Source organism: Pseudomonas frigoris (genome assembly GCF_047758635.1).
GTDB lineage: Bacteria > Pseudomonadota > Gammaproteobacteria > Pseudomonadales > Pseudomonadaceae > Aquipseudomonas > Aquipseudomonas frigoris.
On the sequence record NZ_CP180479.1, the window covers coordinates 4,144,579 to 4,157,364 of the forward strand.

15 protein-coding genes are annotated in these 12,786 nt (G+C 60.1%); 11 read left to right on the forward strand and 4 right to left on the reverse strand.

Annotated features, from left to right (window positions below; all coding sequences use genetic code 11):
* The first annotated feature begins 59 nt into the window (after positions 1-59).
* From ACMXYH_RS19000 to ACMXYH_RS19025, 6 genes are read left to right on the forward strand one after another with little or no spacing between them, the layout of a single operon-like run.
* Positions 60-2,978, forward strand: a complete 2,919-nt coding sequence (locus ACMXYH_RS19000; RefSeq protein ID WP_415764477.1) for a monovalent cation/H+ antiporter subunit A — start codon at positions 60-62, stop codon at positions 2,976-2,978.
* Positions 2,978-3,322, forward strand: coding sequence for a Na+/H+ antiporter subunit C (locus ACMXYH_RS19005; protein ID WP_007986256.1), 345 nt, complete (start codon positions 2,978-2,980; stop codon positions 3,320-3,322). The genes ACMXYH_RS19000 and ACMXYH_RS19005 overlap by 1 nt, the downstream gene beginning before the upstream one ends.
* On the forward strand, positions 3,319-5,001 hold the full coding sequence (locus ACMXYH_RS19010) for a monovalent cation/H+ antiporter subunit D (protein ID WP_415764478.1): 1,683 nt from the start codon (positions 3,319-3,321) through the stop codon (positions 4,999-5,001). The genes ACMXYH_RS19005 and ACMXYH_RS19010 overlap by 4 nt, the downstream gene beginning before the upstream one ends.
* Positions 4,998-5,486: a Na+/H+ antiporter subunit E gene (locus ACMXYH_RS19015; RefSeq protein WP_134417159.1), complete on the forward strand. Its 489-nt coding sequence runs from the start codon at positions 4,998-5,000 to the stop codon at positions 5,484-5,486. The genes ACMXYH_RS19010 and ACMXYH_RS19015 overlap by 4 nt, the downstream gene beginning before the upstream one ends.
* On the forward strand, positions 5,483-5,761 hold the full coding sequence (locus ACMXYH_RS19020) for a K+/H+ antiporter subunit F (RefSeq protein WP_008151692.1): 279 nt from the start codon (positions 5,483-5,485) through the stop codon (positions 5,759-5,761). The genes ACMXYH_RS19015 and ACMXYH_RS19020 overlap by 4 nt, the downstream gene beginning before the upstream one ends.
* On the forward strand, positions 5,758-6,120 hold the full coding sequence (locus tag ACMXYH_RS19025) for a Na+/H+ antiporter subunit G (RefSeq protein WP_415764479.1): 363 nt from the start codon (positions 5,758-5,760) through the stop codon (positions 6,118-6,120). The genes ACMXYH_RS19020 and ACMXYH_RS19025 overlap by 4 nt, the downstream gene beginning before the upstream one ends.
* A 111-nt stretch (positions 6,121-6,231) precedes the next feature.
* Here the strand turns inward: ACMXYH_RS19025 and ACMXYH_RS19030 are convergent, their stop codons facing one another.
* Positions 6,232-6,669 (reverse strand): DUF3995 domain-containing protein, encoded by a 438-nt coding sequence (locus tag ACMXYH_RS19030; RefSeq protein WP_129443419.1) that lies wholly within the window; start codon positions 6,667-6,669, stop codon positions 6,232-6,234.
* 95 nt (positions 6,670-6,764) lie between these two features.
* Here ACMXYH_RS19030 and ACMXYH_RS19035 point away from each other — a divergent pair, with 95 nt between their 5' ends.
* Positions 6,765-7,151, forward strand: a complete 387-nt coding sequence (locus ACMXYH_RS19035; RefSeq protein WP_129443417.1) for a DUF2946 domain-containing protein — start codon at positions 6,765-6,767, stop codon at positions 7,149-7,151.
* 89 nt (positions 7,152-7,240) lie between these two features.
* Entirely contained in the window at positions 7,241-9,373 is a 2,133-nt protein-coding gene (locus tag ACMXYH_RS19040; protein WP_415764480.1) for a TonB-dependent receptor, read from the forward strand.
* 125 nt (positions 9,374-9,498) lie between these two features.
* Here ACMXYH_RS19040 and ACMXYH_RS19045 read toward each other — a convergent pair whose 3' ends face one another.
* The 3 genes from ACMXYH_RS19045 to ACMXYH_RS19055 all read right to left on the reverse strand — a co-directional run bounded on the left by ACMXYH_RS19045 (position 9,499) and on the right by ACMXYH_RS19055 (position 11,307).
* Positions 9,499-10,515, reverse strand: coding sequence for an ABC transporter substrate-binding protein (locus ACMXYH_RS19045; protein ID WP_129443413.1), 1,017 nt, complete (start codon positions 10,513-10,515; stop codon positions 9,499-9,501).
* A gap of 118 nt (positions 10,516-10,633) precedes the next feature.
* The gene (locus tag ACMXYH_RS19050; RefSeq protein ID WP_415764481.1) at positions 10,634-10,837 is read right to left on the reverse strand and encodes a hypothetical protein; all 204 of its coding nucleotides are present in this window, start codon (positions 10,835-10,837) and stop codon (positions 10,634-10,636) included.
* Entirely contained in the window at positions 10,837-11,307 is a 471-nt protein-coding gene (locus tag ACMXYH_RS19055; RefSeq protein WP_008151679.1) for a hypothetical protein, read from the reverse strand. Before ACMXYH_RS19055 ends, ACMXYH_RS19050 begins: the two co-directional genes overlap by 1 nt.
* A 413-nt stretch (positions 11,308-11,720) precedes the next feature.
* Between ACMXYH_RS19055 and ACMXYH_RS19060 the strand changes: the two genes are divergently transcribed.
* The 3 genes from ACMXYH_RS19060 to ACMXYH_RS19070 all read left to right on the forward strand — a co-directional run bounded on the left by ACMXYH_RS19060 (position 11,721) and on the right by ACMXYH_RS19070 (position 12,727).
* Entirely contained in the window at positions 11,721-11,969 is a 249-nt protein-coding gene (locus ACMXYH_RS19060; RefSeq protein ID WP_415767726.1) for a hypothetical protein, read from the forward strand.
* Positions 11,970-12,125: 156 nt separating this feature from the next.
* Positions 12,126-12,356 (forward strand): hypothetical protein, encoded by a 231-nt coding sequence (locus tag ACMXYH_RS19065; RefSeq protein ID WP_033057642.1) that lies wholly within the window; start codon positions 12,126-12,128, stop codon positions 12,354-12,356.
* Positions 12,357-12,487: 131 nt separating this feature from the next.
* A complete protein-coding gene (locus tag ACMXYH_RS19070; protein WP_129443411.1) occupies positions 12,488-12,727 on the forward strand; it encodes a DUF2789 domain-containing protein in 240 nt (79 codons plus the stop codon).
* Positions 12,728-12,786 lie beyond the last annotated feature (59 nt).

Sequence of the window (12,786 nt, forward strand, 5' to 3'; positions counted from 1 at the left end):
TTGGTGATCCGGGAGCTGGCACGTATGATGCTTCACAAACTTCCGCAGATTAGAAGCCTATGTCCCTGATAGTTCTACTGCTTCTGCCTTTTATCGGCAGCTGTCTGGCAGCGTTGCTGCCGCACAACGCGCGAAACACCGAATCTTTGTTGGCTGGCCTGGTTGCCTTGATTGGCACCGTTCAGGTCGCCCTCTTGTACCCGCAAATCGCCGATGGCGGCGTGATCCGCGAAGAATTTTTCTGGTTGCCCAGCCTTGGCCTGAACTTCGTCCTGCGCATGGACGGGTTCGCCTGGCTATTCTCGATGCTGGTGCTGGGCATCGGCACGCTGGTTTCGTTGTACGCCCGCTACTACATGTCGCCGGACGATCCGGTGCCGCGGTTCTTCGCATTTTTCCTGGCGTTCATGGGCGCGATGCTCGGGCTGGTGATCTCCGGAAATCTGATCCAGATCGTGTTTTTCTGGGAGCTGACCAGCCTCTTTTCATTCCTGTTGATCGGCTACTGGCACCACCGCGCCGATGCGCGACGCGGTGCTTATATGGCGCTGATGGTCACCGGCGCAGGCGGTTTGTGTTTGCTGGCGGGGGTCATGCTGCTCGGCCATGTGGTCGGCAGCTATGACCTGGAAAAGGTCCTGGCCGCCGGCGATCTGATTCGCGCACACGCCCTCTACCCTATTCTGCTACCCCTGATCCTGATCGGCGCCCTGAGCAAAAGCGCGCAATTCCCCTTCCACTTCTGGCTGCCCCACGCCATGGCGGCGCCGACACCGGTTTCGGCCTATCTGCACTCGGCGACCATGGTCAAGGCCGGGGTATTTCTGCTCGCACGGCTTTGGCCGTCGCTGTCCGGCAGCGAAGAATGGTTCTACATCGTCAGCGGCGCCGGTGCCTGCACCCTGTTGCTCGGTGCGTATTGCGCGATGTTCCAGAACGACCTCAAAGGTTTGCTGGCCTACTCGACCATCAGCCACCTGGGCCTGATCACCCTGCTGCTGGGCCTGAACAGTCCGCTGGCCGCTGTGGCTGCGGTGTTTCACATCCTCAACCACGCCACGTTCAAGGCCTCGCTGTTCATGGCCGCCGGGATCATCGACCACGAAAGCGGTACCCGGGACATTCGCAAGCTCAGCGGCCTGATCAAGCTGATCCCGTTCACCGCCACCCTGGCCATGGTCGCCAGTGCTTCCATGGCCGGTGTGCCGCTGCTCAACGGCTTCCTCTCCAAAGAGATGTTCTTCGCCGAAACCGTGTTCATCAACGCCACGGCCTGGATCGAGATGACGCTGCCCATCGTCGCGACCATCGCCGGTACCTTCAGCGTCGCCTACTCGCTGCGCTTTACCGTCGACGTGTTCTTCGGCCCGACCGCCACCGATTTGCCGCACACCCCACACGAGCCGCCCCGCTGGATGCGCTCGCCGGTGGAGTTGCTGGTGTTCGCCTGCCTGGTCGTGGGGATTTTCCCGGCGCAGGTGGTCGGCCCGTTGCTGGCCGCGGCTGCCCTGCCGGTGGTGGGCGGCACCTTGCCTGAATACAGCCTGGCGATCTGGCACGGCTGGAACGCGCCAATGATCATGAGCCTGATCGCCATGTCCTGCGGCATCGTGCTTTACCTGCTGTTGCGCAATCAGCTCAAACACGGGCGTTTCAAGTACCCGCCGATCATTGGCCGATTCAACGGCAAGCGCCTGTTCGAACGCAGCCTGGTGATCATGATGCGCCTGGCCCGTCGTCTGGAGCGGCGGATCAACACCAAGCGCCTGCAAACCCAATTGTTCCTGGTGGTGCTCGCGGCCGTGTTGGCCGGGTTGATCCCGATGCTCCACAGCAGCCTGAGCTGGGGCGACCGGCCGAAGATTCCGGGTTCGATCGTGTTTGTGATCCTCTGGCTGCTGGCGATTGCCTGCGCCCTCGGCGCGGCGTGGCAGGCCAAGTATCACCGGCTCGCGGCCCTGACCATGGTCAGCGTCTGCGGCCTGATGACGTGCGTGACCTTTGTCTGGTTCTCGGCGCCGGACCTGGCGCTGACGCAATTGGCAGTGGAAGTGGTGACCACGGTGTTGATCCTCCTCGGGCTGCGCTGGCTACCTCGACGGATCGAAGAGGTGTCACCGTTGCCAAGCAGCCTGCGCAAGGCACGCATCCGCCGTATCCGCGACTTGCTGCTGTCGACCGTGGTGGGTGGCGGCATGGCGTTGCTGGCTTACGCGATGCTGACGCGCCAGACCCCAAACGACATTTCTTCGTTCTACCTCAGCCGCGCCCTGCCCGAAGGCGGTGGCAGCAACGTGGTCAACGTGATGCTGGTGGACTTCCGCGGCTTCGACACCCTCGGTGAAATCACCGTACTGGTGGCCGTGGCCCTGACGGTGTTTGCCCTGCTGCGACGCTTCCGCCCGCCAAAAGAAAGCCTGCAGTTGCCGGCCCAGCAGCGTCTGCTGGCACCGGACGTGGTGACCGATTTGGTCAATCCGCGTCACGCCAGCGATACCGCGCTCGGCTTCATGATGGTACCGGCGGTGCTGGTTCGCCTGCTGCTGCCGATCGCCTTTGTGGTGTCGGTCTACCTGTTCATGCGCGGCCACAATCAGCCAGGCGGCGGTTTTGTCGCAGGTCTGGTGATGTCGGTGGCGTTCATCCTGCAATACATGGTCGCCGGCACGCAGTGGGTCGAGGCACAAATGAGCCTGCGACCGCTGCGCTGGATGGGCACCGGTTTGTTGTTCGCCACGGTCACCGGACTCGGGGCGATGGCCGTCGGGTATCCGTTCCTGACCACCCACACCTGGCATTTCGAACTGCCGGTGTTCGGTGACATTCACATCGCCAGTGCGCTGTTCTTCGACATTGGCGTGTACGCCGTGGTGGTCGGTTCGACCCTGTTGATCCTCACCGCCCTCGCTCACCAATCGGTACGGGGTCACAAGACCGCTGCCCTGCCCAGATCCGTCGCCACGCAAGGAGCCGTCTGATGGAAGAAGTCATCGCAATCGCCATCGGCGTGTTGGCCGCGTCTGGCGTCTGGCTGATCCTGCGGCCACGGACGTTTCAGGTGGTGATGGGCCTGTGCCTGCTGTCCTACGGCGTCAATCTGTTCATCTTCAGCATGGGCAGCCTGTTTATCGGCAAGGAGCCGATCATCAAGGACGGCGTGCCGCAGGACCTGTTGCACTACACCGACCCGCTGCCGCAAGCGCTGGTGCTGACCGCCATCGTGATCAGCTTCGCCATGACCGCGCTGTTTCTGGTGGTGCTGCTGGCCTCCCGGGGCCTGACCGGTACCGACCATGTGGATGGCCGGGAGCCTAAAGAATGAATCTGATGCCGCACCTGATCGCTGCACCGATTCTGCTGCCGCTGCTGACCGCCGCCGTGATGCTGATGCTGGGCGAGAAACACCGTCCGCTGAAGGCCAAGATCAACCTGTTTTCCAGCCTGGTGGGGTTGGGCATTGCCGTGCTGTTGCTGCAATGGACTCAGGAAACGGGCGTCCCCGGCTCCATCGGCGTGTACCTGCCGGGCAACTGGCAGGTGCCGTTCGGTCTCGTGCTGGTGGTCGATCGACTATCGGCGCTGATGCTGGTGCTGACCGGGATCATCGGCGTCAGCGCCCTGCTGTTCGCCATGGCCCGTTGGGACGGCGCCGGTTCGAGCTTCCACGCGCTGTTCCAGATTCAGATGATGGGCCTGTACGGCGCGTTCCTGACGGCGGACCTGTTCAACCTGTTTGTGTTTTTTGAAGTGCTGCTCGCGGCCTCCTACGGCCTGATGCTCCACGGTTCGGGTCGGGCGCGGGTGTCATCGGGGCTGCATTACATCTCGATCAACCTGCTGGCCTCGTCACTGTTTTTGATCGGCGCGGCGCTGATCTACGGCGTCACCGGCACCCTGAACATGGCCGACCTGGCGCTGAAAATTCCGCTGGTGCCGGAAGCCGATCGCGGCCTGCTGCATGCCGGCGCGGGGATTCTGGCCGTGGCGTTCCTGGCCAAGGCCGGGATGTGGCCGCTGAACTTCTGGCTGGTGCCGGCGTATTCCGCGGCGAGCGCGCCGGTGGCAGCGATGTTCGCGATCATGACCAAGGTCGGCGTCTACACCTTGCTACGCTTGTGGACCCTGCTGTTCTCCGGCCAGGCCGGCGCCTCGGCGTACTTTGGCGGCGACTGGCTGATCTACGGCGGTATGGCGACCATCGTCTGCGCTGCGGTGGCGATCCTCGCCGCACAACGACTGGAGCGCCTGGCCAGCCTGAGCATTCTGGTGTCGGCCGGGATTCTGCTGTCGGCCATCGGTTTCGCCCAGCCCAACCTGATCGGCGCGGCACTATTCTATCTGGTCAGCTCGACCCTGGCGTTGAGCGTGTTGTTCCTGTTGGCCGAGTTGATCGAGCGCTCGCGCTCGGCCAATGAAATGCCGTTGTTCGATGACGGCGATCTGCCGCGACCGATGGAATCCTTGCAGCCGCCCAAAGGCATCAACCTCGATGACGAACAGAAAGCCGTGGTCGGCCAGGTGATTCCCTGGACCAAGGCGTTCCTCGGGTTGAGCTTCATTGCCTGCTCGCTGCTGATCATCGGCATGCCGCCGCTCTCGGGATTCATTGGCAAACTCGGCTTGCTCAGCGCCCTGCTCAATCCGTTGGGCCTGGGCAATGGCAGCGATGAGCCGGTTTCCAATGCCGCGTGGGGCTTGCTGGCGTTGCTGATTCTCTCCGGTCTGGCGTCGTTGATTGCCTTCTCGCGTTTGGGCATCCAGCGGTTCTGGACACCCGAGGAGCGGCCGTCGCCGTTGCTGCGACGTTTCGAATGCGTGCCAATCATTGCGCTGCTGGGCTTGAGCATTGCGCTGACCTTCAAGGCTGAACCGCTGCTGCGCTACACCCAGGCGGCCGCCCAAGCGTTGAACAACCCGCAGCAATACGTGATGGCGGTACTCGGCACCCGTGCGGTTCCGAGCCCGGAAGCCAAAGCCGCGATCGCGGAGGCCAAACCATGAAGCGACTGTTTCCTGCTCCCTGGTTGTCGCTGGCACTGTGGTTGTTGTGGCTGGTGCTGAACCTGTCGATGAGTCCCGGCAATCTGCTGCTGGGCGCGGTATTGGGGTTCTGCGCACCGTTGATGATGCGCAAGCTGCGACCGCTGCCGATTCGTATTCGTCGGCCGGGCGTGATTGTGCGTTTGTTCTTTCTTGTCGGTCGCGATGTGGTGGTGTCCAACCTCGCCGTGGCCTGGGGCGTGCTCAACAGCGGTCGCCGTCCACCGCGTTCGCGCTTCATCAAGGTGCCAATGGACTTGCGTGACGCCAACGGCCTGGCCGCGTTGTCGATGATCTGCACGGTAATTCCCGGCACCGTGTGGTCGGAACTGGCGCTGGACCGCAGCATTCTATTGCTGCACGTCTTCGATCTGGATGACGAAGCGCTGTTCATCCAGCACTTCAAGGCGACCTACGAGCGCCCCTTGATGGAGATCTTCGAATGAGCGCCTTGCTGTCAAACGCAATCCTGCTGAGCCTGTTCATCTTTTCCTTGGCGATGATTCTGACGCTGATCCGGCTGTTCAAGGGGCCGTCGGCCCAGGACCGGGTTCTGGCGCTGGATTACCTGTACATCATCGCGATGCTGATGATGCTGGCGCTGGGCATTCGTTATGCCAGTGACACTTACTTCGAGGCAGCGCTGCTGATTGCACTGTTCGGTTTCGTCGGCTCGTTTGCCCTGGCGAAATTCCTGCTGCGTGGCGAGGTGATCGAATGAACGCTGAACTGTCTCTGTGGGTTGAAATTCCGGTGGCGATCCTGCTGGTGCTCAGCAGTCTGTTTGCGCTGATCGGTGCCATTGGCCTCGTGCGGATGAAGGACTACTTCCAGCGCATGCACCCGCCGGCGCTGGCGTCGACATTGGGCGCCTGGTGCGTGGCGCTGGCCTCGATCATTTATTTTTCGGCACTCAAGTCCGGGCCGGTGCTGCATGCCTGGCTGATTCCGATTCTGTTGTCGATTACGGTGCCGGTGACCACGCTGTTGCTGGCGCGGGCGGCGCTGTTTCGCAAGCGCATGGCGGGGGATGATGTGCCGGCTGAGGTGAGCAGTCGGCGCACTGAGAGTGGGAGTTAGACGCCAAAAGATCGCTGCCTCGTTTCACTCGACAGCTCCTACATGGGTTTGCATTCCCCTGTAGGAGCTGTCGAGTGAAACGAGGCTGCGATCTTTTGATCTTGCCTTGCCTCAGATCCAGGCGACTGCCAACAACCCCGCCCCCAGCACCACACACAACGGCGAATACGCCCAGGTGTCGAGCCGGGCAAATTTCGAATCCTTCACCTGCTTGAAGAACCCAATCAAATTCGAATCGCCGATCGCCCGGGCGAACATCAGCATTGCAATCGCGCTGATCACCCATTGCAACGACGAGTGATGCACCGTCGGCAAATACAGGCCGACCCGCAAGCACACCAGCATCGCAATCAGCAGCAGCCCGACCGCCACCAGCAACGTGGCAAAGCCTGAAGGCTTGAAGGCCGGCCTGGATTCCCCACCGCCCTCTGCGGATATTCGCGGGACCGCCGCCTCGCTACCCAACGTGCCACCTGCCGCCCAGTACAGGTGGATCAGGCTGATCAACAGGAAGATGGCAGCCATCCATTGCGCGATCAATAGGCTCATGTTCGGACTTCCAGCGTGAAATGTCGCAGCAGAATGAACTTCCTTGAACGATTTTGTAAGGGTATTCGTCATTGGCGATGATAAAGTGCCGCCCCATGAAACTCGCCCGAACTGATCGCACATTGATGGCCTGGATGCTTTATTGCTGCGTGCTGTTCAACGTGTTCGCCTGCAGTATCGGTCACGGGCAAATGGTCGGGATGCAGCTCAACGGCATCGGCGGCCAATTCTGTACCGTCGACCCGGCCAGCCAGCTGCCGGCCTCGTCGAACACCTCCGAAGACAAACTGCCGACCCTGTCCAAGGCCTTCGGCTGCCCGTTGTGCTCCACCGGCGGCATGGGCCCGGCGCTCAACTCCAGCCTGACCCTGGCGATCCTCCCGCAGCAACACAGTCCGCCCTTGGCCGTCGTCGCCAATGCTGACCTCCCTGCCCGCTTCACCTGGCCCTCGGCCAACCCTCGCGCTCCGCCTGTCGCCTGAATTTCTTCGCCTTTTCCGATCAGCCCACCCCGCCAACGCGTGGCGTTGGCGTGTGCGCTGTTTCCTAGTCAAGCATTCAGGATTCATCGATGAAACGCATTCCTTTACTGGCAAGCCTGTTCGGCTGCCTGTCTGTTAACGCCTGGGCACAATCCACCGTCAACCTCGCCCCCATCACCATTGACGGCGAAGCGGCGGATGAGCCGGGGCTGAGTCTGGATCAGTCCAGCGGCATGGCGTCGCGGCTTGGCCTGAGCGTGCGCGAAACCCCCGCCTCGGTAGCCGTGGCCAACCGCAACGACATCGAGCGCCACGGTGCGCAGAACTTCCAGGACGCCGCCAACACCCTACCGGGCGTCAACGCCAGCGCACCGCCGGGTTTCGGTGGGTTCGTCTCCTACCGCGGTTTCACCAGCAGCCAGATCACCCAGATGTTCAACGGCATCAATGTCTCCGGCGGCCTCGCCCGGCCGGTAGACGCCTGGATCTATGATCGCGTGGAGCTGGTGGGCGGCCCGTCATCGCTGATCAATGGTGCTGGCTCCGTGGGCGGTTCGCTGAACTACGTGACCAAACTGGCGACGCGTGAAGAGCAAGCCATCGAAGGCCGGGTCAGCTACGGCAGTTACGACACCACCGAGACCGCATTCGGCCTCAACCACGCCCTGAGCGATGCCAGCGCGGATGTGCAGCACTACGCGCGGCTCGACGTCAGCCACAACACCGGCAACGGCTACATCGACCGTCAGGAGCGTGATGCGTGGAGCGTGGCGTTCTCGCTGCTCAGCGACCTGACGCCCAACCTGTCCCATACCCTGGCCCTGGAATATCAGGATGAACACGAAGACAGCCCTTACTGGGGCACGCCGGTGCTCAACCCCAAGGCCGGCGAATTGAAGATCGACAAGCACAACCGATTCAACAACTACAACGTCGAGGACGGCCGCTACGAGCAGCGCTCGATCTGGGTGCGCTCGATCATCGACTACCGGATCAACGACAGCACCACCCTGCGCAACACCCTTTACCACCTCGACAGCCAGCGCGATTACCGCAACCTGGAAACCTACCAGTACAACACCGACAACAGTGCGGTGAATCGTTCCACGGCGTATCAGGTCCGGCATCAGGGCGAGCAGAACGGCAACCAGTTCGAACTGCGTCACGACAACACGTTGTTCGGGCTGGACACGACCTGGTCCGGCGGCTTCGAGTACAAGGTCAACCAGACCACCAACTCGCCGCTGAACGTCAAAGGTGCCAACACCGTCGAACCGAATCACTTTCAGCCGGGTCACTTCTACGACATCCCGGGCGCCCGACCGGGTTTTGTCAGCGACAAGACCAACGAAGTCACCACCAAAGCCCTGTTCGCCGAGAACCGTTTGGCCCTCACCGACAAACTCGCGCTGCTGACCGGCCTGCGTTACGACGACATCGACCTGGACGTGACCAACCACCGCGTCGTGACCGCCAGCAACCCCCGGCACCTCAAGCGCAGCTGGGAGCCGGTGACCGGTCGGGTCGGCCTGACTTACCAATTCATCCCCGAAGCCAACGTCTACGTGCAATACAGCACCGCCGCCGAACAACCCAACGGCACGCAAGATTTCGACGTGTCCACCGGCAAGCAATGGGAAGTCGGCAGTAAATTCGACTATCTGGACGGTCGCGGCTCGGCGACAGTGGCGGCTTACACGATCGAGCGAAAGGACTTCGCAGTCACCGATCCACTGGATCCGACCAGCAGCATTCCCGTGGGTCAACAGACCTCCAAAGGGATCGAACTGGCCAGTTCGTTCAGGATCACCGACAAGCTGTTGGCCGAAGGCAACTTCGCCTGGGTCGATGCGCAGTACGACGAATTCAACGAGAAGAATGCGGCGAGTGTCGTGGTTTCACGCAAAGGCAACACACCGACCAACGTGCCGGACCGGGTCGGCAATCTGTGGCTGACCTATGACTTTGCGCCGCAATGGCAGGGCGGTGTCGATGCGCGGTATGTGGCCTCGGTGTTTGCCGACAGCGCCAACACCCTGACCGTACCGTCGTACACGCTCTACGGAACGTTCCTCAGCTACAAGGTCGATCAACACACCACCGTCACCGGGCGGGTGCGCAACCTGACCAATGAGGTGTATGCCGAGTTTGCCCATGTGTCACCGGCGTATTACCTCGGCACACCGCGTACCTTCGAGTTGGCGGTACAAACCCGGTTTTAATCATCGATCTACCGGATGTACCCGCTTCATGTAGGAGCTGGCGAAGCCTGCGATCTTTTGATCTTGTTGTTAAAAACAAAGTCAAAAAGATCGCAGCCTGCGGCAACTCCTACAGGATTATCGGTTTATTTCAGTTCGGCGGAGACTTTATCCGCCACATCCTTGGGCACCCAGGCCTGCCACACGTCCGGGTGCGCCTTCATGAACGCCTGCGCCGCCTGCCGTGGCGGGGTATGTTTTTCGCTCATCTCGGCCAGCGCCTTGTTCAATGGATCGATTGGCAAGTCGACCTTGGTGAAGAACTCGGCAATCTGCGGATACTGTTTCTGGAATGGCGTGGACACGCCAATGGACAGCTTCGAGGGCAGTGAGCGCGTCGGTTTCGGATTCGGGTGGTCGGCGTCGGTCAGGGTTTTCCAGGCATCGGCGTCGAACGGCGGCTCTTCCAGCTGAACCAGTTTGAAGCGGCCGAGCAACGGCGTAGGCGACCAGTAATAGAACAGCACCGGTTTGCCGCGCCGAATCGAAGAACTGATCTCCGCATCCAGCGCTGCCCCGGAGCCGCTGCGAAAATTCACATAGCTGTCGTCCAGCCCATACGCCTTGAGTTTCTGTTTGTTGACCACTTCCGACGTCCAGCCGATCGGGCTGTTGAGGAAGCGCCCCTTGCCCGGGGTTTCCGGATCTCTGAACACGTCCTTGTATTTCGGCAGGTCGCTGACACTGCGCAGGCCCGGCGCCAGCGGCTTGATGCCTTTCGCCGGGTCGCCCTTGATCACATATTCGGGTACCCACCAACCTTCGGTGGCGCCCTTGACCGTATCGCCCAGACTCGCGACTTTGCCTTCGGCCTCAGCCTTGACCCAGACCGGACTGCGACCGGCCCACTCTTCGCCAATGACCTGAATGTCATTGTTGGCCAGTGCGGTCTCCAGGGTGATGGTCGTCCCCGGCAAGGTATCGGTCGGCAGCCCGTAGCCCTTCTCGACGATGATCCGCAGGATATCGGTAATCAGGCTGCCGCTTTCCCAGTTCAGATCGGCGAAGTGGATCGGCGCCTGGGCAGCGAACACCGGAACGGGTGAAGCCAACAATCCGAAAGTGGCCATAGTAGCGGCCAGCAACCGTCGAAATCCGTTCATGCTTTTGCACCTCGTGCTGTTCACAGCAATAGCAGGATGGCCTGGCAGAAGACCGCAAAGCCTCTGAATACTCAGTCCACTGACTGTAGTAGAGGTTCCTGCTTTCGAGGGAGGTCAATCAGTTTTCGGGAGGTTCCTGCAAGCGCGACAGCGCTCTTCGTACCATGCTGGCGTACTCCGCCGGACGTAACGTATAGATCTGTGACGCCACCCAACCCAGCCATGCACCTTGCAAAACGGCCTTCTGATCGAACAGCCGCTGGGCTTCGGCTTGCGCACTGACCTGGTTCTGTTCGTGGAAGTCGGCGCGGGTCAGGGTCATTATTCGCTGGCCTTGAAGGTGACCAGTTCCCCTTTGCGCCACTTGGCAGCCTTGGCGGTGACGGCTTTCAGGGTTTTGGTCAGGCCTTCCTGCAACTGTTGGTGAGCGGCGAACACCATCACCACGCTATGGCCTTCCTTGAACACGATCCCATGGCCATCAGCGGTGGTGACGAACGCGTAATCACCCAGGCCGTACACCGTCAGTTTGATTTCGCGGAACTTGATGTCCAGCTTGCCGCCTTCGCGACTGGGCAATACAGAGGCGCTGAAATGATCGCCGACCTTGAGTTTAAGCCCGGGTTTGTCATCAACCACCAGCGCCTCTTCGGTGTCGATCTCGGCAATATAAATGCCTTCAGCGTTCTGTTCGGTGATGTAAACAAAACGTGACTGGAACTGTTTAACCAGCTTTGCGCGCAAATCACCCAGCACGAACAAAGCATGCATATCGAGATTACTTACTGCCAAGGAAACATCCCCACATCTGAAAATGATGCTGCACGCAGGAAAACAGCGCACAGCAGAAAAAAGCGGCAATGCCGAAGGTGTCGCAAAAAGGCCCAGGTTGAAATCCTGAAACGAGCAGAGGGCTCATCCATCGCGAGGCTTGAGAAGACTACTGGAACAACACTCACGTCGTCTTGCCTGGCGTTCGTCAGAGGTTGAAGGAAAAAGCCCTTCCGACGGCCAGAAAAACGGGACTACCAACTTTAGGGAAAAATCTCTTTAACAAAAGCACTTTTCCGACATATCGCCAGCAAAAAATTGCTTTAGATGAACATCGATCGCCAAACACTGACGGTGATTCTAGAGCAGCGATGCTCATCGAGACTACCCAAAACCACGTACACACGTCGGTAAAACAACGAAAAGGACTTCATATGTGCACGCTGACACATTTTGCTCACCCTCAGGCGCCCAATACGAACAGCTCGAGGACACTGCCCCCGGGGATGTTTCAATCGCATGAATACTACCCTGAAGAGCTCGCCCGGCCACGCTTTCGGGTCATTCTGGCCGGCAATGCCTTTTTTCATATCAAGGAAATTTCCACCGGCCGCGTCAGAGGTTTCCGCGGCAATCATAACGAAGCCTGCGCCCTTGCCCGCTCGCTCGAGTTACGCGGTTGACGGTCCCGCCCGTTCATTTCCATAGACGCTTCGTCATGCCGGCGACTTAACTCAGCCGCCGGCATGCAACTACTGCCATACTGCCCGACCAATGAAACCCGTCCCCAGGGTGGGCGGCGTTCAAAACAACAGAATATTTCAAGGGAAGGCTGCTACGTGACGGAATTTGATATCGGTGAATTTTTTATCCGGGGCGAAGCCAGAGAAGTCGAAGGCGAATTCCAGGCAGTCATTATCATGCGCGCCAAACCACCGCTGACCACCGTGACGTATCACCAGGTCGAGAAGGATCGCTGGTTCAAGACGTCGGACGTCGCCGCCATCGCTGCGCAGGAAGCCGCCAAGGCGCTGAAGCTTGCAGTCGATGAAGGCGCATTGAAAGCCTGATAGTCGGTTTGCAGTCTATGCTCATTTTTGCTTACGAACATCGCCATCGAACTCCTGAAGCGCGGCTCCCTCAGATGCAATGAAGCCGCCCCTCAGATCTCGCACTCGACGCGACCCGCAAGGAGATGAACATGGATTCACCCATACATGACTTGAAAGGCTTGTTCGACCAACTCGGTCTGGACTCCAACGAGAAAGCCATCGACGATTTCATCGCCAGCCATTCGCCCTTGGCTGACAACAAAAAACTCATCGATGCCGAGTTCTGGACCCCGCAGCAGGCCGGCTTCCTGAAAGAACAATTGCGTGAAGACGCTGATTGGGCGCGGGTGGTCGACGACCTGAACCTGCGGATGCATCAGACTCACTAGCCTGCATCTGTAGGAGCTGTCGAGTGCAACGAGGCTGCGATCTTTTGATGTTTTAAAAG

Excerpts from the sequence above, each read along its gene's own strand:
- ACMXYH_RS19010 (WP_415764478.1), top strand. The coding sequence starts at position 3,319 with ATGAATCTGATGCCGCACCTGATCGCTGCACCGATTCTGCTGCCGCTG.
- ACMXYH_RS19020 (WP_008151692.1), top strand. The coding sequence starts at position 5,483 with ATGAGCGCCTTGCTGTCAAACGCAATCCTGCTGAGCCTGTTCATCTTT.
- ACMXYH_RS19000 (WP_415764477.1), top strand. The coding sequence starts at position 60 with ATGTCCCTGATAGTTCTACTGCTTCTGCCTTTTATCGGCAGCTGTCTG.
- ACMXYH_RS19015 (WP_134417159.1), top strand. The coding sequence starts at position 4,998 with ATGAAGCGACTGTTTCCTGCTCCCTGGTTGTCGCTGGCACTGTGGTTG.
- ACMXYH_RS19060 (WP_415767726.1), top strand. The coding sequence starts at position 11,721 with ATGTGCACGCTGACACATTTTGCTCACCCTCAGGCGCCCAATACGAAC.
- ACMXYH_RS19070 (WP_129443411.1), top strand. The coding sequence starts at position 12,488 with ATGGATTCACCCATACATGACTTGAAAGGCTTGTTCGACCAACTCGGT.
- ACMXYH_RS19050 (WP_415764481.1), bottom strand. The coding sequence starts at position 10,837 with ATGACCCTGACCCGCGCCGACTTCCACGAACAGAACCAGGTCAGTGCG.
- ACMXYH_RS19040 (WP_415764480.1), top strand. The coding sequence starts at position 7,241 with ATGAAACGCATTCCTTTACTGGCAAGCCTGTTCGGCTGCCTGTCTGTT.
- ACMXYH_RS19025 (WP_415764479.1), top strand. The coding sequence starts at position 5,758 with ATGAACGCTGAACTGTCTCTGTGGGTTGAAATTCCGGTGGCGATCCTG.
- ACMXYH_RS19005 (WP_007986256.1), top strand. The coding sequence starts at position 2,978 with ATGGAAGAAGTCATCGCAATCGCCATCGGCGTGTTGGCCGCGTCTGGC.
- ACMXYH_RS19030 (WP_129443419.1), bottom strand. The coding sequence starts at position 6,669 with ATGAGCCTATTGATCGCGCAATGGATGGCTGCCATCTTCCTGTTGATC.
- ACMXYH_RS19035 (WP_129443417.1), top strand. The coding sequence starts at position 6,765 with ATGAAACTCGCCCGAACTGATCGCACATTGATGGCCTGGATGCTTTAT.
- ACMXYH_RS19045 (WP_129443413.1), bottom strand. The coding sequence starts at position 10,515 with ATGAACGGATTTCGACGGTTGCTGGCCGCTACTATGGCCACTTTCGGA.